At 57.5% G+C, this 18,291-nt stretch carries 18 protein-coding genes and 4 pseudogenes; 19 read left to right on the top strand and 3 right to left on the bottom strand.

Annotation, left to right across the window (positions count from 1 at the left end):
- Positions 1 to 90: 90 nt before the first annotated feature.
- From QD461_RS24020 to QD461_RS24005, 4 genes and pseudogenes are all read left to right on the top strand, one after another.
- Entirely contained in the window at positions 91 to 462 is a 372-nt protein-coding gene (locus QD461_RS24020) for a transposase (RefSeq protein WP_414089987.1), read from the top strand.
- Positions 459 to 803 carry an IS66 family insertion sequence element accessory protein TnpB gene (gene tnpB, locus QD461_RS24015; RefSeq protein ID WP_183941229.1) on the top strand — a complete coding sequence of 115 codons (345 nt, stop codon included), beginning with the start codon at positions 459 to 461 and terminating at the stop codon, positions 801 to 803. The genes QD461_RS24020 and tnpB overlap by 4 nt, the downstream gene beginning before the upstream one ends.
- 75 nt (positions 804 to 878) lie before the next feature.
- Positions 879 to 2,477: an IS66 family transposase gene (tnpC, locus tag QD461_RS24010; protein ID WP_414089986.1), complete on the top strand. Its 1,599-nt coding sequence runs from the start codon at positions 879 to 881 to the stop codon at positions 2,475 to 2,477.
- A 9-nt stretch (positions 2,478 to 2,486) separates the two neighbouring features.
- A pseudogene (locus QD461_RS24005) lies at positions 2,487 to 2,669 on the top strand (integrase); the annotation flags it as partial.
- Positions 2,670 to 2,754: 85 nt separating this feature from the next.
- Here QD461_RS24005 and QD461_RS24000 read toward each other — a convergent pair.
- Complete coding sequence (locus QD461_RS24000) at positions 2,755 to 6,744, bottom strand: NACHT domain-containing protein (protein WP_414089985.1); 3,990 nt, start codon at positions 6,742 to 6,744, stop codon at positions 2,755 to 2,757.
- A gap of 226 nt (positions 6,745 to 6,970) precedes the next feature.
- Between QD461_RS24000 and QD461_RS23995 the strand changes: the two are divergent.
- From QD461_RS23995 to QD461_RS23980, 4 genes and pseudogenes are all read left to right on the top strand, one after another.
- A pseudogene (locus QD461_RS23995) lies at positions 6,971 to 7,887 on the top strand (recombinase family protein).
- 402 nt (positions 7,888 to 8,289) lie between these two features.
- On the top strand, positions 8,290 to 8,676 hold the full coding sequence (locus tag QD461_RS23990; protein ID WP_414089984.1) for a hypothetical protein: 387 nt from the start codon (positions 8,290 to 8,292) through the stop codon (positions 8,674 to 8,676).
- Positions 8,673 to 9,911: a methyltransferase family protein gene (locus QD461_RS23985; protein ID WP_414089983.1), complete on the top strand. Its 1,239-nt coding sequence runs from the start codon at positions 8,673 to 8,675 to the stop codon at positions 9,909 to 9,911. The genes QD461_RS23990 and QD461_RS23985 overlap by 4 nt, the downstream gene beginning before the upstream one ends.
- Positions 9,908 to 11,257 carry a cytochrome P450 gene (locus QD461_RS23980; protein WP_414089982.1) on the top strand — a complete coding sequence of 450 codons (1,350 nt, stop codon included), beginning with the start codon at positions 9,908 to 9,910 and terminating at the stop codon, positions 11,255 to 11,257. Before QD461_RS23985 ends, QD461_RS23980 begins: the two co-directional genes overlap by 4 nt.
- Here QD461_RS23980 and QD461_RS23975 read toward each other — a convergent pair.
- Positions 11,207 to 11,683, bottom strand: a complete 477-nt coding sequence (locus QD461_RS23975) for a thiol-disulfide oxidoreductase DCC family protein (RefSeq protein ID WP_414089981.1) — start codon at positions 11,681 to 11,683, stop codon at positions 11,207 to 11,209. The genes QD461_RS23980 and QD461_RS23975 overlap by 51 nt on opposite strands.
- A gap of 300 nt (positions 11,684 to 11,983) precedes the next feature.
- Here QD461_RS23975 and QD461_RS23970 point away from each other — a divergent pair, with 300 nt between their 5' ends.
- From QD461_RS23970 to QD461_RS23945, 6 genes and pseudogenes are all read left to right on the top strand, one after another.
- Positions 11,984 to 12,223 (top strand): type II toxin-antitoxin system Phd/YefM family antitoxin, encoded by a 240-nt coding sequence (locus QD461_RS23970; RefSeq protein ID WP_414089980.1) that lies wholly within the window; start codon positions 11,984 to 11,986, stop codon positions 12,221 to 12,223.
- Positions 12,183 to 12,491 (top strand): type II toxin-antitoxin system VapC family toxin, encoded by a 309-nt coding sequence (locus tag QD461_RS23965; protein ID WP_414089979.1) that lies wholly within the window; start codon positions 12,183 to 12,185, stop codon positions 12,489 to 12,491. Before QD461_RS23970 ends, QD461_RS23965 begins: the two co-directional genes overlap by 41 nt.
- A 32-nt stretch (positions 12,492 to 12,523) precedes the next feature.
- Positions 12,524 to 12,685, top strand: a pseudogene (locus tag QD461_RS23960) (integrase); the annotation flags it as partial.
- A 66-nt stretch (positions 12,686 to 12,751) separates the two neighbouring features.
- Positions 12,752 to 12,967 (top strand): hypothetical protein, encoded by a 216-nt coding sequence (locus QD461_RS23955; protein ID WP_414089978.1) that lies wholly within the window; start codon positions 12,752 to 12,754, stop codon positions 12,965 to 12,967.
- Between the two features lie 3 nt (positions 12,968 to 12,970).
- Positions 12,971 to 13,410, top strand: a pseudogene (locus QD461_RS23950) (tyrosine-type recombinase/integrase); the annotation flags it as partial.
- Positions 13,411 to 13,522: 112 nt separating this feature from the next.
- A complete protein-coding gene (locus tag QD461_RS23945) occupies positions 13,523 to 14,650 on the top strand; it encodes a serine hydrolase domain-containing protein (RefSeq protein ID WP_414089977.1) in 1,128 nt (375 codons plus the stop codon).
- 134 nt (positions 14,651 to 14,784) lie between these two features.
- Here QD461_RS23945 and QD461_RS23940 read toward each other — a convergent pair whose 3' ends face one another.
- Entirely contained in the window at positions 14,785 to 15,072 is a 288-nt protein-coding gene (locus QD461_RS23940; protein ID WP_414089976.1) for a hypothetical protein, read from the bottom strand.
- A 109-nt stretch (positions 15,073 to 15,181) separates the two neighbouring features.
- On the opposite strand from QD461_RS23940, the gene QD461_RS23935 reads away from it, so the two are divergent.
- Genes QD461_RS23935 through arsH form a run of 5 tightly spaced genes read left to right on the top strand, consistent with a single transcriptional unit; the run spans position 15,182 to position 18,266 of the window.
- The gene (locus QD461_RS23935) at positions 15,182 to 15,538 is read left to right on the top strand and encodes an ArsR/SmtB family transcription factor (protein ID WP_414089975.1); all 357 of its coding nucleotides are present in this window, start codon (positions 15,182 to 15,184) and stop codon (positions 15,536 to 15,538) included.
- Positions 15,535 to 16,065, top strand: a complete 531-nt coding sequence (locus QD461_RS23930; RefSeq protein WP_414089993.1) for an arsenate reductase ArsC — start codon at positions 15,535 to 15,537, stop codon at positions 16,063 to 16,065. Before QD461_RS23935 ends, QD461_RS23930 begins: the two co-directional genes overlap by 4 nt.
- Positions 16,066 to 16,067: 2 nt before the next feature.
- A complete protein-coding gene (arsB, locus tag QD461_RS23925; protein ID WP_414089974.1) occupies positions 16,068 to 17,141 on the top strand; it encodes an ACR3 family arsenite efflux transporter in 1,074 nt (357 codons plus the stop codon).
- Positions 17,142 to 17,143: 2 nt separating this feature from the next.
- Positions 17,144 to 17,566 carry an arsenate reductase (glutaredoxin) gene (gene arsC / locus QD461_RS23920; RefSeq protein WP_414089973.1) on the top strand — a complete coding sequence of 141 codons (423 nt, stop codon included), beginning with the start codon at positions 17,144 to 17,146 and terminating at the stop codon, positions 17,564 to 17,566.
- Complete coding sequence (gene arsH / locus QD461_RS23915; protein WP_414089972.1) at positions 17,559 to 18,266, top strand: arsenical resistance protein ArsH; 708 nt, start codon at positions 17,559 to 17,561, stop codon at positions 18,264 to 18,266. The genes arsC and arsH overlap by 8 nt, the downstream gene beginning before the upstream one ends.
- The last annotated feature ends 25 nt before the right edge of the window (positions 18,267 to 18,291 follow it).

Below are 18,291 nucleotides of genomic sequence, written 5' to 3'. Positions count from 1 at the left end.
CGTAAGCGGACAGGCCATCCCACGTAGCATCGAGACGCGAAATCGCTCATTTTCAGCATGAATCATGCTGGGAAACCTATGAGTGAAGATATGAATCATGGTCGTACGTTCGAAATTCTGACGGCGGAGCCGGTGCGAACGCGGCGGAAACCGAAGTCGTGGTCAGATGAGGACAAGGCTTTGATTTTGGAGCAAGCTCTGGCTCCTGGCGCTAATGTCTCTGCGGTCGCGCGTGCCCATGGAATGGACCCGTCGCAGCTCTTTGGATGGCGGCGAGTAGCCCTCGCATCTGGTTCGGTTCAGCGCCTGAGAGCAACCGAAAACGAGGAGGCCTTTACTCGTTTCGAGACGGTGCGGACGGACACTGTCGAGATCCAGCTGGGCGACACGACACTTCGCGTCAGCGCTTCGATCGATCCGGCGCTGCTGAGCGGCATTGTCCGGGCGGTACGGCAGGCATGATCGCTTCGGGTGTTGTTGTTTACGTGTCGTGTCAGCCCGTCGATTTCCGCAAAGGCGCTGCATCGTTGATGGCCCTGGTGCGCGATGGCGGCCTCGACCCCTTCAGTGGTGCKCTTTATGTATTCCGCTCGAAACGTGCAGACCGGATCCGCATTGTTTGGTGGGAYGGCAGTGGGGTCTGCCTTTACGCCAAAATAATCGAAGAAAATGGCTTCTGCTGGCCTGTCCCGTCTGCTGCCCGCGTCCGTCTCGACCATGCGCAATTRATGGCACTTCTGGCCGGAATGGATTGGAAAAAGATCCGCCCCGCCAAGGTGCGSCGGCCACTTTCGATCGGCTGAWGRCGAYGTGCGGCAAGWTGAATCATGTTGCTGTAAGTGTTGGGAAATCGGCTGATTYTATGCTCTATTACGCGCATGRTTTTACCCGGTCCCGACCTTCCTGACGACRTCGATGCGCTGAAAGCGATGATCATCGCTTTGAACGCAGAGAAGGCTGCGACTGACGCCGAAATTGCCCGAATGAAGGCTGTCCAACARAAAGCCGACGAGCGGATCACCACTTTGACGGCGATCTTGAAGGTTTTGCAGCGGGCCCAAAACGGGACGCGCTCCGAGCGACTGCGGCTGGCGATAAACGACGAGCAGATAGACTTCGCTTTTGAGGAGGTCGAGACTGGCCTTGCGGCGATTGATAGCGAACTCGGCCAAGTGGGCAAAGAGCGGCCAAAAAGGGAGGCGCGGCCTCGCAAAGGTTTTGCTGCCCATCTCGAACGCATCGAGGAAGTGATTGAGCCGGAGATCCCCGACGACTGTCAAGGCTTGGAAAAGGTTCTGATCGGCGAGGACCGATCCGAGCGGCTTGATGTCATACCGCCGAAGTTCAGGGTCATCGTCACACGCCGCCCAAAATATGCGTTCCGCGAACGTGACGGTGTGCTGCAAGCTTTGGCACCCGCGCATATCATCGAAAGCGGGCTGCCGAGCGAACGGTTGCTGGCCTATATCGCCGTGTCCAAATACGCCGACGGTCTTCCGCTCTACCGCCAGGAGGCGATCTATCTGCGCGACAGCGTGGTTCTCAGCCGCTCTTTGATGGCCCAATGGATGGGGCATCTGGGCTTCGAGTTGCGGATCCTGGCGGATTACATCCTGGAGCGCATCAAAGCCGGAGAGAGGGTTTTTGCGGACGAGACCACCTTGCCGACGCTGGCTCCCGGCTCTGGTAGAACGATGAAGGCGTGGCTATGGGCCTACGCTTGCGATGACCGACCGTTTGGCGGGTCTGGCCCGCCGATGGTTGCCTATCGCTTCGAAGACAGCAGGGGTGGCAAGTGTGTCGCGCGTCATCTCGCCGGGTTCAGCGGCATCCTGCAAGTGGATGGGTACTCGGCTTATACCAGCATGCTCAAGGAGCGCGCCAAGTCCGGCAGCAATGAAACGATCAAGCTKGCCGGATGCTGGGCACATTTACGCCGAAAGTTCTACGAGCTGCATGTCGGCGGCATTAATGACGCTGCAACGGCGTCGATCACAGCSATGACGGAACTTTGGAAGGTCGAGGACGAGATCCGCGGCAGTGATGCCGAAACGCGCGCGAGGCGCCGTCAGGAGACGTCCGCTGGCATTGTCGCCGATCTSTTCCASTTGTGGGAGAAGGAACTCTCCAAAGTCTCCGGAAAGTCCAAGACTGCTGAGGCGATACGCTACGCCCTGACACGCCGGGAGGCGCTGGAGCACTTCTTGACGGACGGTCGCGTCGAAATCGACTCCAACATAGTCGAGCGTGCCATCCGACCCCAAACCATTACGAGGAAGAATAGTCTCTTTGCCGGTAGCGCAGGCGGCGGAGAGACATGGGCGACGATCGCCACACTTCTGCAGACGGCAAAAATGAACAACGTCGATCCGATTGCCTGGCTATCCCAGACGCTCACCCGCATCGCAAATCGCTGGCCAGCCGCCGATATTGAGCTGCTCATGCCATGGAACTTCAAACCAGACGCCGTCGGCTAACCGCTTACGCTCAAACCAGAGGCATTCTCGGCGCACGGGCTCCGGTCTGGCTATCTGACCGAGGCGGCTAACCGCGGTATTCCTCTGCAGGAAGCCATGCAGCAGTCGCTGCATAAATCGGTGGCGCAGGCGGCGACCTATTACAACAACGCCGAGCGAAAGAGCGGCCGAGCCGCAAGATTGCTAATCTAACGACAACCACGTTGCACCTTTGTAAAGATGCAAACCTGCGACTACCCGCCAAGGCTTGCCGATACATAGCCATCGCTTGAGTGGATCACACCGGCGAAGGAAGTCTAAGCATGCTATAGATTTCGGGTCTCCCGAACCGAGACATACGTTTTCGCATCGCATCGCGCAGCACATTTTGAAGCGCACTGGCATAGTGAACATCGCCTCTGCCTGTCGCAGTTAGTCGTTGGTAGCATACGGCTTTCAAGACGTCCGTCACATATTCGGACGAGTGCCCAGTGTTTCCCAGAAGGATACGAAGTCGATTTGGTGATATTGTCCTGATGTCCGCAATCTGGGCGTCCTGAGCAAGCATCAATCGCAAAATGGCGATCGCCTCCCGCACAAGGCCAGTGTCTCCGCTCTGCACTTCCAACAGCTCCACGGGAAGCTCGTCCAACCAGGCTGCTCTCTTCGCACGGAGCTGCGGCGGACCAGCCAGCAGCGAAAGTAAGCTTCGGTTCGTTCGGACCTCTCTCAAAATCACATCAATCTGAAACTTGTTTGATATGGACGCTGCGGGGATCTCCGTGAGGCAGCTTGTAAGAATTTGTACATTCTCGGCCAGGATAGCGCTTTGCGACGGCGAAGACGCCAATCCAAGATTTGCTGCAAGCTCTTGAACTATAGCCGGCCGGCCGGTGATCGACGGTGCTCTCCGTTGGAGAAGAGTGACGATCGAATCCGAAACAGCAATCCCCGGATGCCGACGCAAGTAGCCAACCAGTATTCTTTCAAAGAATGGCTGTGCGGATTCGGAGTTCGCGATAACTTGGTAAATGGTCGAAACATTCTCGACTTTCTCTTCGAGTGGAACTCCTTCACCAATTCTTCGGAAGTAGAACTTGAAGGTGGTAGGAATCAATCGAAGCTGATTGCTATCTACGCTTTGCAACTCCTCGGCAAAGATACCGGTCTCAGCCCACCGCTTCTCAGTTGAATACCAGCGCTCTGGCTCCCCAAAGAGCCCAGCTTCAATCTCATCTCCGATTGCCGCTAGCGAGCTTCCTTGTCGATGTCTGTCGATCATGTGGGCTACAATCCATGGCAATTCGCGCAGCGGCATGGCTTCCACTTGCTCTGGCGAGAGCGCACGAATGAAGTCTGCTAGGACGCGCGTCGTCGGCTGAATGCAAATCTGCCGCCACCGATGAAGAATATGCCATTGAAGGTGGGCAGATTCCGGTGGTCTTACGATCTCGATAGTCTGCGCGTAACGCCGAAAACCGAGCTGCACACTCGTTGATTTACCATCTGATGTAAGGAGATAGGCATAGGACTTTTCTATGTCCTGGGCCCCCAAGATTTGACACCACTCCGACGAATCGGAACCATCCTCATCAACAGCATCGGACCATTCGCGGACGACCTGTATCGGTGCACGCCAAAGAGCCGTTCGCAACCAGTCCCGGACTAGCTTTGAACTGCGAATAAGTGATTTCGAGTCGACGATTTTGAGAGCATCTTCGTCCACGATTGGCGCCCATTCCAAAAATAGACCTTGGGCCCAAGCCCTAACCGCGCTGTCTTCCGAATGCGTCAAAAATGCAAGGAGTTTGAATGCACGTTGGCGCGCGGACCCCTCTTTGTCTCTCAAAGACTGAACCAGCGCCCGTTCGACTGCTTTTATCGTTGCTTGGTCTGTAGCCTTTGCGAGCAAAAGTGGACCTTGAAAGTACGGGGTGTCTATGAGCCGAAGAGCCCGCACCATAAGATTTCGTTTGGAGGACGGTACCGCTCCAGGAACTCCATCCGCCAGCATTTCGGCGGCAAGCAACGCCCCACTATGAATGACGGCGTCTTCCTGGGCTACGTCGCCAGCATCAACCGAATCGAGTATCGCTAGTATTTCTTCCCGAAGAGACTCCAGTTCGGCAGAGGAATACACTTTGCTGCAGGCGATCTTGAAGACATGCGACCAGTGGGATATGCCCGCTATCTCCTTCAAACGACCTTTGATCATGCTCTCCGGGCTGGCCATCAGGCGTGCCGCCGCCATGAACTCTTGAAGGGATCGAACTTCAAATGCGATTTGGCCATCTGTTTTGGCTCGCAGAAAGACAAGTCGCGTGGTTGCGAGGCTGACGATATCCTCCCTTAGTCTGTCAGAATCCACGTCGTATTCCGATTGATCCAGCTGTTTTGCAACGATCGAAGAAAACTCTTCGAGCGAGAAAAAGGGGTCAGCTCCACCACTGCTTTCTCCTCGCAGGTGCAGCAGATACCCCGCCTCGTAATGCAGCCGATCAATCTCACTCTTGTACTGGCCAATTAGCTTGCCGCTATCACCGCCCTTTGCAATTTCCCGATCACGCAGAATCTCATAGTATCGATAGAAAAGCGTCCATCGATCCTTGGGAATATTATTACGTGTTTCAACGAGCGCGAACAGCAACGAAACCTGCAAGGGGCTCGTCATCAGCGGAGAAGTAGCCTCTTCTGTAGACGCAAATACGAGGTTTTCTACTATCTCCTGTCGTCTCGTCTCATCGCTAACGAGAACAGACGCTAATTGGGCACCATATCTCAGCGCATCTTTTGGTGCCAGATCCGCCATCTCCCAATGAGACCACACCTTGCTGTTCAACTCGTTTTGGTAGCCCTGGGGGCGGCTAGTCACAAGCGTAAAGTGATCGACCTTGTCGGCAGACAGTGTATCCATTAGTTGATTGATGGCGTCTACAACTTCCTTTCGGTTGCTTGAATGAGGTACTTCATCAAGACCATCCAAGATAAAGATTGTCGGTACCAAAGCGAGCCAACGTCTTAAGGCGTTCGCGGTTAATTCGCCCATTCCGTTAGCAATTTGGTTAGCGATATATCGGAGCAGCGGCATATTGCTATGAGCGTTAACTGCTCGGTTCAGCGCATCTGCATATGAAGGCAGATCGATAACGATAGGAAACCGCGCTGGGCCATTCAGCGGTACACCCTCTTCCTTAGCCCGTGCCAAAACTAATTCAATTGCGGGCTCCAAATCCAACTGATTGTCGGGTAGCCCTTGCAATAGTCTCGCTCGAAAGATCTGGCCGAGGAACTGCGAGACCGTCGACTTTCCTTGGCCTGGTCCACCCATCAGCACGACGCTGTTCTTCAAACTGTTTCTCGGGAGACATTCGTGATTCCCCACAGCATCGAACTTGTCAAAGCAACGCTCTGCAATTTTCTTCACGACGAAAGAACGATTGTCGCCGTCGAAGTCGGGGGAGTAGTCTTCGTCGGAACCAGGATATGCAAAGTCGGCCTGCTCCATGCCTTGTTCAGCCGTTTGCTCTGCACGGGCTTCCGCCTCGACATCATCGAAGAAGTCGAAACTCTCGGACATCAGGCTATATTGGTCCAACGGTAGATCTATGAATATGTCATCGAGGACAACTTTTTTTCCAGTAGTTTGGCCGGCGTCCTTCGTTTTAACATCGCGGCTCTTGCGAAACTGGCTCCTCAGGAAATCCGGAACGTAGGTTTCGATGTCTTTGTCTTTCAAGTGAAGCAGTGCTGCAGAAAGAACGTCACCCTGGTCGACCCAGCAGCTGAACCTCGTTCGGATATCAGGTTCGGCGTCTAGTAGCGCGCTCAAGACATCAGCATGCCAAAGCACGACCCCCTTCATTGCGAGGGCATTTTTCTTTTCCACTAGATACTTTTGGAGCTTGTCGATGCCCCCGCCCCCTTTTCCGGCGCCGTTTGCAGCAGCGGCGCTCAAACGGACGTTCGAGGCGATAACGTAGTAATCCGGGCGGCGAAGCCCTTTAGAAGGATCTTCGAATTTCTTGAACTCTTCGTCGAGCTGTGTTCTCAGCCAAGCCGCATTTTCCGCCGGCCTTCCGGGAAACTGCTGATATTTGGCCTGAACAACAACATAACCTTCCCAGATTTGCTGCGGGTTGATTTCTAACTTTCCTTCGAAGGCCGCCTCACGCGCACCGTCTGGCCCTGCTCCGAAAACTTGCGTAGCAGCGCCAAATTTTTTGGCCACCAAGGCCTGAATCAGTCGCTCAAAAGACTGAGCCGAGAAACCAGAAAAATTATAAACCATTGCTCTTCCAGGAGGTGCACTTCTATCGTGTCAGAATCACGCAATTCGTTATTCTGACAACCTATGTTTGTATGAGTCAACAAGCCGCTTCGTCTGTACGCTCCTGCGCGACAAAAAAAGAACGAAGTACTTAGAACAACTCTTATTTCCAACGGCGCTTACAAAGAACCATTTTCTCATGCATTCCTTATCTGTACAAAGCGCCTCAAAAATGCGCGAGAAAACCATGGCAAAGCGGTCAGCCGCCAACCCGCCGTCAACACTCAAACGGCTTATCGGATACGCACGCGTCTCGACCGATGATCAGGTCCATGACGCGCAGATGGACGAGTTGCGCGCTGCCGGCTGTGAGCGGATTTTCCAGGAGCACGGATCCGGTGCATCGCGGGTCCGGCCGGTTCTAACGAGACTGCTCGGCGAACTCGTTGCCGGCGAGGTGCTTGTCGTCGTCCAGCTGGATCGCCTCGCCCGTTCGGTCAGTCATCTGTTGCAGGTGATCGAGGACCTTGAACAACGCGGTGTCCATTTCCGATCGATCCGCAATACCATCGACACCTCCACGCCACAGGGCATGTTTTCCCTTCAGGTTCTCGGAGCCGTCGCACAGCTCGAGCGGGCGCTGATCGCCGAACGAACCAAGGCCGGCATCAAGGCGGCAAAAGCGCGTGGCAAGCTGCCGGGCAGTCCCGGCCTTCGAGAGCGGCGGCCAGAAGCGATCAATGCGGTATCGACGCAAGAGAGCAGCTCTATCTCGGCGAGCTGATCTCGTCCGCCCAAACCTGGCTGCCGATGGTGCGGCAACTCCGGCCTCAGCACAGCTGGGACAATGTCGTCCGGGTCCTCAATCGCCCGCGCCATGACTGGACGGTGGAACGCCTGCGCCGCGCGGTGCATCGGATGGTTCGCGAGAAGCTAGCCGAGCCCGAGCTGATCACGCGTTCCCTGCGCCGTGCCCCAGAAGATCACCTGATGAAGCTGGTTGCGGCGATTGCCATTGCTGATCCTGGCCTGTCATTACGCGACATTGCCGCCCAAGTGGATCAGATGGGAGAGCGGCCGGCGCGTGGTGGGCGAAAAAGGCAGCCTTCCTCGGTCCGCCACCTGCTGGACGAGGCATATCGATTTGGCCTCATTCGTCATTGAGGCCGAGCAGCTGATAGAACCTTGTTGGCTTGAGGCCCAACTCTCTGCACGCGGCAAATCTCTCCGGGGCGGTCAGTTTTTTAGGATAGCGGTGCGCCGAATGACCGCTTCGCGGGCCACAGCCTTTTGCCAAGTCGTATCGCTGATGAGCGTGCCGTCAGGTGTCTGCGCCATTCTGACCTCACAGCCGACGTTTCGACTTGGATACAATCAATCGCTACAGATTGCAGAATGCTCCCCAAGAATGACAGTTGGAAGACGCTCTGATTTGAAGATCTGGCTTGGTAGGAAATCGAAGCACTCGCTATGGTAAGCAAAATGGTTGGTATTTGATCCGCCGGTTTCAGAGATTTGAAAATCATATTTGATATGTGCGAACGTCACCTCGGCATGGAGACAGCGTTGCAAGATCTACGATTTCAATTGAGGCCAGCGGTACGCGCTGTCATCAGCACTCTTGCCGCCGGGCTTGCACTGAGCAGGCTCATCAAATCAGCTTATGGGCTGGCAGAAGGAAAGCCTGACGATTTTCTCGCTTTCCCCATGACGGTCGTTCTGCCTGGCGCTGCCCTCGCGTACCTGATCCGCATGCCGGCGACCCGGACATCGGAAGGCCTCATGATGCGGTTCGCGGCGATGGTTCTAATCCTGATGATCATTGCCTTGCCTGCCGCCGGCCTTCATCTCGCACTCGGCTTCCCGGTTGCCTTTCTCATTGTCGAGATGTTCGAGACACGCGTTCCCGCGCCCATGCGTTCCACGGTAAAGCGCTGGATCGCCGTCAGATGAACCTGCTTTTGCCTGAACCGCTGATGTGGCTGCTGCGATGGGCTCTCCTGCTGGAGCCGCTCGCCCTGCTGGCACTCCTTGTGTACTGGCGCCGTCCCTCGCACCGCCAACAGGTGGCGGCATTCTTCGCCTTTCTCTACGGACTGTCCGCCGTCTTCGCGACACACACATTGGCTATCGCGGCCGGCTGGTGGAGCTATGGGTGGAATGCCCTGATGCTGAACGGCATTCCTGCAGACATTCTGTTCGGGGGAGCAATCCTTTTCGGCCCGGTGCTTTACCTTGCGTTTCCTCGCTCGAACCCGGTTCTAATGTGCACATTAATCGCAGTCGTGATGCACGGACTTCTGTTTACCTCCCTGACGCCTCTGGTATCGGCCGGCCCGAATTGGATGTTCGGTATCGGCTTCGTGTTTGCCACCGCACATGTCCCTTCGCTCTATCTGGCCCGCTGGACGGAGCGCAATATTCTACTGCCTTTCCGCGCTGCCCTGCTGGCCATCATGTATGCCTGCCTTTCGCTTGGAATTCTGCCATCGCTGATCATGGCCGCGATGGGAGGAGAATGGGCAATCACGACACATCCGGCCTGGCGCTGGGCGGGTTTGCTCGGCGGTCTTTTGATTAGCTTCGTGATCGGGCTGTCTGCAGTACAGATGCTTGCGGTTCAGGGCTTGGGCACGGCGATACCACTGGACCCGACCCGAAGGCTCGTGACGACCGGGATATACAGCTATATCCGCAACCCGATGCAGCTGTCGGCGGCGCTTTCCTGGACCGTGCTTGGGGTATTCCTCGGCAACATATGGATCGCCGCTGCGGCCGTCATGGCCTGGATATTCGTGGAGGGGATCGTTCGCTGGCACCACCGGCATGACCTGCAACAGCGGTTTCCCCACGGATGGGTGGAGTATCGAAATGCCGTTCCGGAGTGGTTGCCACTCTGGCGCCCGCACTGCACCGCAACTGCCAGGGTCCACCTGAACACGGACAGACTGGCCGACAGATTGACGGGAATGGTCATCGAGCGGATCGGGCCAACGGCATTGGAGATCAACCAAGGCTCCGCCTGTGCGTCCTACATGCATCCCGACGATTACACGCCCTATTCGGGCGTGGCCGCGTTATGCATGGCGCTGACCCACGGCAATTTCGTCACGGCCTTGATCGGCCACCTGTTTCTTCTGCCGACGCTCTGTCTCCGGGCATTTTCGTCCAAGGCGGCAGCGGCATGAGCACTTCAACACGCAAGCAGAGGCCGCGGCAAGGTTCGCTCCTGCTCGGGATCGATCATCTCATTCGCATTCGATCCGATCAGCTTTCATTCTACGCGCATCTGAAAAAATCACGTGGGGACGTCGTCAGGCTACGACTTGGCCCCTACTGGATCTGGTATCTTTTCCACCCCGATGCCATCGAGCCAGTGCTGACCAAGCAGGCCGGCGAGTTCATCCGTTTCCGGCGCATGATGGATGTCCTGCGTCAATGGAATGGCGACAGCCTTCTTCTTGCGGAAGGGCATCATTGGCGCGATCGCCGACGCAAGGTCTTGCCAGCCTTCCAGTCGCGACGCCTGCCCGCATACGGCAAGCTGGTGGTGGCCGAGACGGAACGGCTTTGCGAGATGGTTGCGAGCAAGGCCAGTCGAGGTGGCGAAGTCGTGTTTGATGTCGACCAGACGATGGCGAGGTTGTCTCTCGACATCGCCATCCGCACGATGTTTGGCGCGGATCACCCGACGCTCGGACACCAGATCGAGATGGCCGTTCAGGATCTCTCCGATGTTGCCTTTGCCGAAACGACGTCGCTGATCAATATCCCCCGTTGGCTGCCTCTGCCGATCGCGCGCCGCAAGGATCGCGCCATGAAGATCATGGAGGAATTCGTTACCGGACTGGTTTCCACCGCCCTGCAGCAGCCCGCGGGCGAGGGAGCCCATCTCATTTCCAGCCTGATCGAACATCACGAAGGTCGCGTGCAAGCGATCCGCGACGACGCCATGAGCCTGCTGATTGCCGGTCACGAAACTTCGGGCGCGCTGCTGACTTGGGCATTTGCGATGCTTACCGCCTTCCCGGTCTGGCTGGAGCGCGCGATCGAGGAGGTGGACACGGTGGTTGGCTCCGAACGGCCCCGGGCATCCGATCTCGTGCGGCTGCCGACGATCATGGCCATACTCCAGGAAACCTTGCGGCTTTATCCGCCCGCTTATACGCTTTTTCTTCGCGAGGCCTTGCGGGACGTAGATATAGAGGGGCATCGGGTTCGGCGCGGAGACCTCGTGCAGGTCATTCCCTACATCACGCAACGCGATGACCGCTTCTTCGAAAACGCTGAGCGGTTCGATCCCGCCCGCTTCATGGGCGAAGCGGATTGGCCGCCTTACGCCTATCTGCCCTTCGGCGCCGGACCGCGTGTCTGCATCGGGCAGAATTTTGGCCTGATGGAAACCGGCCTGGTGCTGGCGACTGTACTGCAGCGCATGGTGCCGGCCCCATGCGACCGGCTACCGAAACCTATGGCGCGCTTCTCACTCCGGCCGGCCGGAGGACTTGTCTTGAAATGGAGAACGCGGCGCTGACCGCGCGCCGTTGACGAACCTGTGGCTCTGCCCTTGAGGCGGCACGAAACAGTTTTCGCTATGACCGAACCAGCGATAGCGATTGCGAGCGATGAATGCGTAAACGATGTCGCGAAACGATCGCGGAAAGATGGACAGAATACGAAGAGTACGCCAGGGCATGGAAAGGTGCCCGAGCAGTGCCAGCCCAGCATCGGAGCGAACAAGGCCACGCCCGTCTTCTACCACCAGATAGGTTTCATCGAGATCATCCACCGTCAAATTGTGCCGGGCCGCCAAACTCATCCCCTCGTTTGACCAAGCCGAGACAAACTTTATCTTCTGATCCCGCTCGTGCCTGAGGATGAAGTGAACCCATGCTGAGCAGAGCACACAGTCCGTATCAAACACGATGATTGTTGATGACCTATCATCGGTCCGATTCATGTCTTTTTCGCTCCGGTCGGATGAATATCTCGCCATGGTCGCCCTGTCTGACCGTTGAGTACCGGGATACTACAATCTCAAGCGCACTCGGGTATTCCGGATTGCCTCTGTTCACATTCGATTCAAATTGCGAGGTATCTGATTCTGGCGAATTAGGAAGATTCCGCCGATCTGAGATGACGATAAATACTATGAAATTGATTCCGCCGGAATAAGTCGATCAACAACACATCGGAAGCACCTATTGTTCAAGGGAAAGCTCGGCCACAAGCGCGTTACCCGCTGTTCGAGGAGTCTAGTATGACCGTCACCGTCAAGGTTGCCGAGGCAAAAACCCATCTGTCCGAACTGCTCGCGCGTGCCGAAGCCGGCGAGGACATCGTCATTGCCCGAGGCAACGATCCGGTTGCCCGCCTGGTCGCCATCAACGAGCACCGCCAGCGCTTGGCCGCCATCGAAGCGGTTCGGGCGTTGCGCGCCCAGGCCAAGCCCGTCACCCATGAGGAAATCCAGGAATGGAAGCAGGAAGGCCGTCGCTGATGGCCTTCGTCGTCGATGCCTCCATTGCCGGCGCCTGCACGCGGCACTTTCCAGGTTCCGTAGTCTTCCGCTTAGGCTCGCAGGGTCCGGCAACGACATCGAGGTCGTGCGGCTGTCACGCAAGTATCGCCTGAGTGCGTATGACACCGCCTACTTGGCCCTGGCGCTTCTGGAACGTCTTCCATTGGTGACGCTGGACCGGCGGCTGGCCGATGCTGCGCGCGCTGAACAGGTTGCCGTTCACAGGCCAATCGCGAATGAGCATTGATCGGATGACGACGGCGATGAGGTCAGCCTCTCTTGGAGACTGACCGCGGACGCCAAGTTTCCAGACGAGTCGAAGCACTCGACACGATCGCCGCCATGCTGCCGATGGACCGGCGCGACAAACTCGCCGAACTGCTCACCGACCATGATATCGAGACGTTGCGCCACCTTGTCAACCAAGGCATGGGCGCCAACGGGAGCGGGAAAAACGTGGGGGTAAGGATCTTCAGGTAATGGGGTGCTTTTTATGAAAGGTCGTTCATGACTGCACAATTGCAGATGATCGTCTCGGTAGAGTTTGTTGGTAATGATAGCGTGCCGCAGCATTGCGGAATAGCCAAGGCGACCGGTCTCTCGATGGAGCCTGTCTCAACGATCTTGGCCTCTCTATCGAAGATAGCCAAGGAGATTCAGTGGCGCCTACAACAGGAATTGACGCAGTCTCAGAACGATCAAGCCGGCCAGCGAGGTCGGTAATGCCGCTGGCGTTCCGAAGCTGCCGACCTCCGAGTCGAGGATCTCATCGAGGACGAGCCGGTGCATGCTTATCCACGAAACCCTGCCTCACCATCCATCTTGGCCGCACCAAGGCGACGACGGCCGAGGACCGGGCGGAGGCCAAGATCGACATCGGACCGGTGCTCCGGAGCACCGACCAATAGGGCAACATCGACCGGCGGGCACTGACGCGGCAATCGGTCAACCTGATCCTGAAAAGCCGGTGCAAGCAGGCGGGGCTCGATCCCGAGGCATTCTCAGCGCATGGGCTTCGATCCAGCTATCTGACTGAGGCGGCCAACCGCGGTATCCCCTTGCAGGAGGCCATGCAGCAATCCCCGCATAAATCGGTCACGCAGGCCGACAGCTACCGCAACAATGTCGAACGCAAGCAGGGCCGAGCAGCTCGATTGATCGTGTGAGCCACGGCCCAGGATCGCCCGTAGTTCTACGCGACGTTATAGGTGCTGCTTCGCCTTGCGAACCAAGGCAGAATATGCCGTTCTATGCCTGCTTATTCGGAAGGACAAGAGGATGTTTGCGGTGAAGGAGCGGATCGACGCGGTTATCGAAAAGGCGATCGTGGCCGGCAAGATCGTCGGCACTGTCGTGATCGTCGTCCAGAATGGAGAAACCATCTACAGCCGCGCTGCCGGTTATGCCGATCGCGAATTGGGAAAGCCTACTGGAACGGGAACCATATTCCGTCTCGCTTCCGTGACGAAACCGCTCGTGGCGGCGACCGCTCTGGCTCTTATCGACAAGGGCAGGCTGGCGCTTGGCGATCTCGCGCGGGATTATCTTCCCTATTTCCGGCCCAGGCAGCCAGATGGAAAGATAGCCGATATCACTATCCAGCACCTCCTGACGCATACGGCAGGCCTTAGTTATGGTGCAGATCCCAAATCCACCCCAACGGAGCGGATGTTCAACTCGGGCCTCGCCGACACGGATCTCGACTTCGAGGAGAACTTCAGCCGACTGTCGACCTTTCCGCTTCTAGCCGCGCCAGGCACACTTTGGTCTTACTCGATCGCCATCGATGTTCTTGGAGCTGTTGTCGCCCAGATCGAAGCTTGCAGCCTGGATGAAGCGGTGCGTCGTCATGTGACCGAGCCGCTGGGGCTGAGCGACACCGGTTTCTCGGTCAGCGATCCAGAGCGGCTTGCCACGCCCTATGCCGACGCCAGTCCAGCGGCCATCAGAATGGGTGACCGCCATCTGGTTCCGGATAATGACGGCAATCTGCTGACCTTTGCACCGTCACGGCTGTTTAACCCCAAGGCTTTTCAGTCCGGCGGTGCTGGCATGGTGGGCACAGCGCCGGATTTCATTGCCTTTCTCGAAACCGTTCGTCTCGGTGGCGCTCCCATTCTGAAGGCCGCGACTGCAAGGGCCGCGCTTCTCAACCAGATTGGCGACATCCTGCGCCCAAGCGAACCAGGACAAGGATTTTCCTTCTTGGGCGCAGTGATTCAAGACCCAGTTTTGGCCGACGTTCCGATGTCGAAGGGATCAATCACGTGGGGCGGAGTTTATGGACACAATTGGTTCGTCGATCCAATGGAAGGCATTTCCGCCGCGATCATGTCCAACACGGCGGTCGAAGGCTGCTTAGGAACTTATCCGCGAGATATCGCTCGGGCGATCTACAACGCCTAACGCCTATTGCGCGCGCGAAACGGTGCAGCAGCTTTTGCGAGAACGAAGCGGCCCCATGGCTGCTTTGAAGCAATACGATTCTCACCCAATTTGTCGCGCTATAAGTTAGCTTCCTGCGATCATGGACACTTTTCTCAACCGCTGGCATTGGCCTTGTCTTGGATTTTTGCGCATCGAGAGAGGCGTTCGTCGAAGGTCTCGGCCTCATCGAGAAGGAGGCCGTCTTCCAGCATCTGGGCGTAGTCCTGTTCGAGAGCCGCCCTCCCTTCGCCGGAGGGCGTCAGCTGCAGCCTTTCTGGTTGCGCAGCCTCTTTGACCGTACCCAAATTGTCGGCCGAAACCATGCAAGGCACAAAACGGCGCAAAATCCGCCAACAGGATTTACGGGGCCGCCACCCCGTCGGAGCCTCGGCATTGGCCATGCATTTCAAGAAACACATCCGGGCTGCTGTCGACGCTTCGATTTTTTGAATTGTCGATCACGTTCACTTGCTGTAATCCTCATTTCAATGATTCAATGATGATTGAAATATGGACCAGCATCAAGCCCTGACCGCCTTCGCCGCCCTTTCTCAGGAAACCCGCCTGCAGATCGTGCGTCTTCTTGTCGTCGCCGCCCCTGGTGGCTTGGCGGCGGGAGCCCTGGCGGAGAAGGTCGAGGTCTCGCCGTCGAACATTTCCTTCCACCTGAAGGAACTCGAGCATTCCGGACTGATCGATGCGCAACGTCAGTCCCGATCGATCATCTACACCGCCAGACTCGAAGCCCTGGGCGGTCTTGTCCGCTTCCTGATGGAGGATTGCTGTTCCGGACACCCGGAAATCTGCGCCCATGCCACGGAGATTGCCGCATGCTGCGCACCCAAAATGGAGGAGAAACTGCAATGAGCGCCGATCCTATCTACAACGTGCTGTTTCTGTGCACCGGCAATTCCGCTCGGTCGATTTTGGCTGAGTCCATTCTTGAGACAGAGGGACAGGGACGGTTCCGCACCTTCTCTGCCGGAAGCCAGCCCAAGGGCACTGTTCACCCGTGGGCGTTGAAGACCTTGGAAGCCCTCGGCTACCGCGCGACAGGTTTCTCGTCCAAGAGCTGGGACGTGTTTGCCAAACCGGACGCACCCCACATGGACTTCATTTTCACCGTCTGCGACAACGCGGCCGGCGAAGCGTGTCCGGTTTGGCTTGGACATCCGGCAACCGCCCATTGGGGGATCGAAGACCCCGCGGCTGTCGAGGGTTCCGAGCTCGACAAGGGGCGCGCCTTTGCCCAGGCCGCCCGGTATCTCAAGAACCGCATATCACTGTTCATCAATCTGCCGCTGACCACCATCGATAAACTCGCGCTGGAAACCAAGCTGCGCGAAATCGGTCGCATCGAGGGCAACACCGACCCCAAGGGCGGAGTTGCCTGATCATGTCGACATTCGAACGCTATCTCACTGTCTGGGTGTTTCTCTGTATCGTCGTCGGCGTCGTGCTCGGTCATCTGATGCCTGGTGTCTTTCATGCGATCGGCGCGGCCGAAATCGCCAAGGTCAATATTCCGGTGGCAGTGCTGATCTGGCTGATGATCATCCCGATGCTGGTGAAGATCGATTTTGCCGCTCTCGGCCAGGTCAGCCGACACTGGCGCGGCATTGGCGTGACCCTTTTCATCAATTGGGCCATCAAGCCGTTCTCGATGGCACTGCTTGGCTGGCTGTTCATCGGATGGCTGTTCCGACCGCTGCTGCCGGCGGGCCAGATCGACAGCTATATCGCCGGTCTCATCATTCTGGCCGCTGCACCATGCACCGCCATGGTCTTTGTCTGGTCGAACCTCACCAAGGGCGAACCGCACTTCACGCTGAGCCAGGTCGCCTTGAACGACGCGATCATGGTCGTCGCCTTCGCGCCGATCGTCGGCCTGCTCCTTGGACTGTCGGCGATCACTGTGCCCTGGGGCACGCTGGTCATCTCGGTCGTGCTTTATATCGTTCTACCGGTCATCGCTGCTCAGCTTCTGCGGAGCAGCCTTCTGGCCGCCGGATCGACCGCGCCGCTCGATCGGCTCCTGAACACCCTGCAGCCGCTGTCGCTTCTGGCTCTGCTCGCGACCCTGATCCTGCTGTTCGGCTTCCAAGGGGAGCAGATCATCGCGCAGCCTGCAGTAATCGGTCTTTTGGCCGTGCCGATCCTGATCCAGGTCTATTTCAACTCCGGGCTTGCCTATCTGCTGAACCGGGCAAGCGGCGAGGAACATTGCGTTGCCGGGCCATCGGCCCTCATCGGCGCGTCGAACTTCTTCGAACTTGCCGTCGCCGCCGCCATCAGCCTGTTCGGCTTCAACTCGGGAGCGGCACTCGCCACCGTCGTCGGCGTACTCATCGAGGTGCCGGTGATGCTGTCGGTCGTGTGGATCGTGAACCGCAGCAAGGGCTGGTACGAGAGCGGATCTGCTGTGCGTTCCGTATCCGCCTCCAAACTCACCAAGCCAAAGGAAGTCTGATCATGGATGTCACCATCTATCACAATCCCGACTGCGGGACCTCGCGCAACACGCTGGAGATGATCCGCAACGCCGGTATCGAGCCGACCGTCATCGAATACCTTAAGACGCCGCCATCCCGCGGCGAACTGGTGAAGATGATTGCCGACGCCGGCCTGACGGTGCGGCAGGCCATCCGCGAGAAGGGAACCCCTTACGCAGAACTTGGTCTGGACAACCCCGCCCTGACCGACGACCAGTTGCTCGACGCGATGCTCAAGGATCCGATCCTGATCAATCGTCCCTTCGTCATCACACCGCTCGGCACACGCCTGTCGCGGCCTTCGGAGGTCGTGCTCGACATCCTACCCGACACCCACAAGGGCGCGTTCACCAAGGAGGACGGAGAGAAGGTTCTCGACGCGGAGGGCAAGCGCATTGTCTGATTTGCCTGCCGCATCGCTGGAGCATCTGCGTCAGCCGGATCTGGACGCGCTGCGTCCAGCCTTCTCGTCCCGCAAGCCACGCATCCTGATCCTCTATGGTTCGCTGCGGACCATCTCCTACAGCCGGTTCCTGGCGCACGAGGTCGCACGATTGCTCGAACACTTCGGCTGCGAGGTGCGGATCTTCAATCCGGAAGGCCTGCCGCTGCCCGACAGCGCACCCGTCAGTCATCCCAAGGTGCAGGAACTGCGGGAATTATCAGAATGGTCGGAAGGCCAGGTCTGGGTCAGTCCGGAGCGCCACGGCGCTATGACTGGCATCATGAAGGCACAGATCGATTGGATACCGCTTTCTGTCGGCTCAGTCCGGCCGACGCAAGGCAAGACGCTAGCGGTCATGCAGGTGTCGGGCGGATCGCAGTCGTTCAACGCCATCAACCAACTCCGGGTTCTCGGCCGCTGGATGCGGATGATCACCATTCCCAACCAGTCTTCGGTCGCCAAGGCCTTTCAGGAATTCGACGCCGACGGGCGCATGAAGCCATCCTCCTATTACGATCGTGTCGTCGACGTTTGCGAAGAACTTGTGAAGTTCACGATCCTGACGCGCGACGCGTCCGACTACCTCACCGATCGCTACAGCGAGCGGAAGGAAGAAGCGGAAAAACTCGAGCACCGGGTTTCACTGAAGTCGATCTGACCGGGTCAAGGCTATTTCCATATTT

The sequence above is a fragment of the Rhizobium sp. BR 314 genome (assembly GCF_047445805.1).
Lineage (GTDB): Bacteria > Pseudomonadota > Alphaproteobacteria > Rhizobiales > Rhizobiaceae > Rhizobium > Rhizobium lusitanum_B.
The sequence above is the reverse complement of the archived record's forward strand: the minus strand, read 5'-3'. Positions and strand labels throughout refer to the sequence as shown.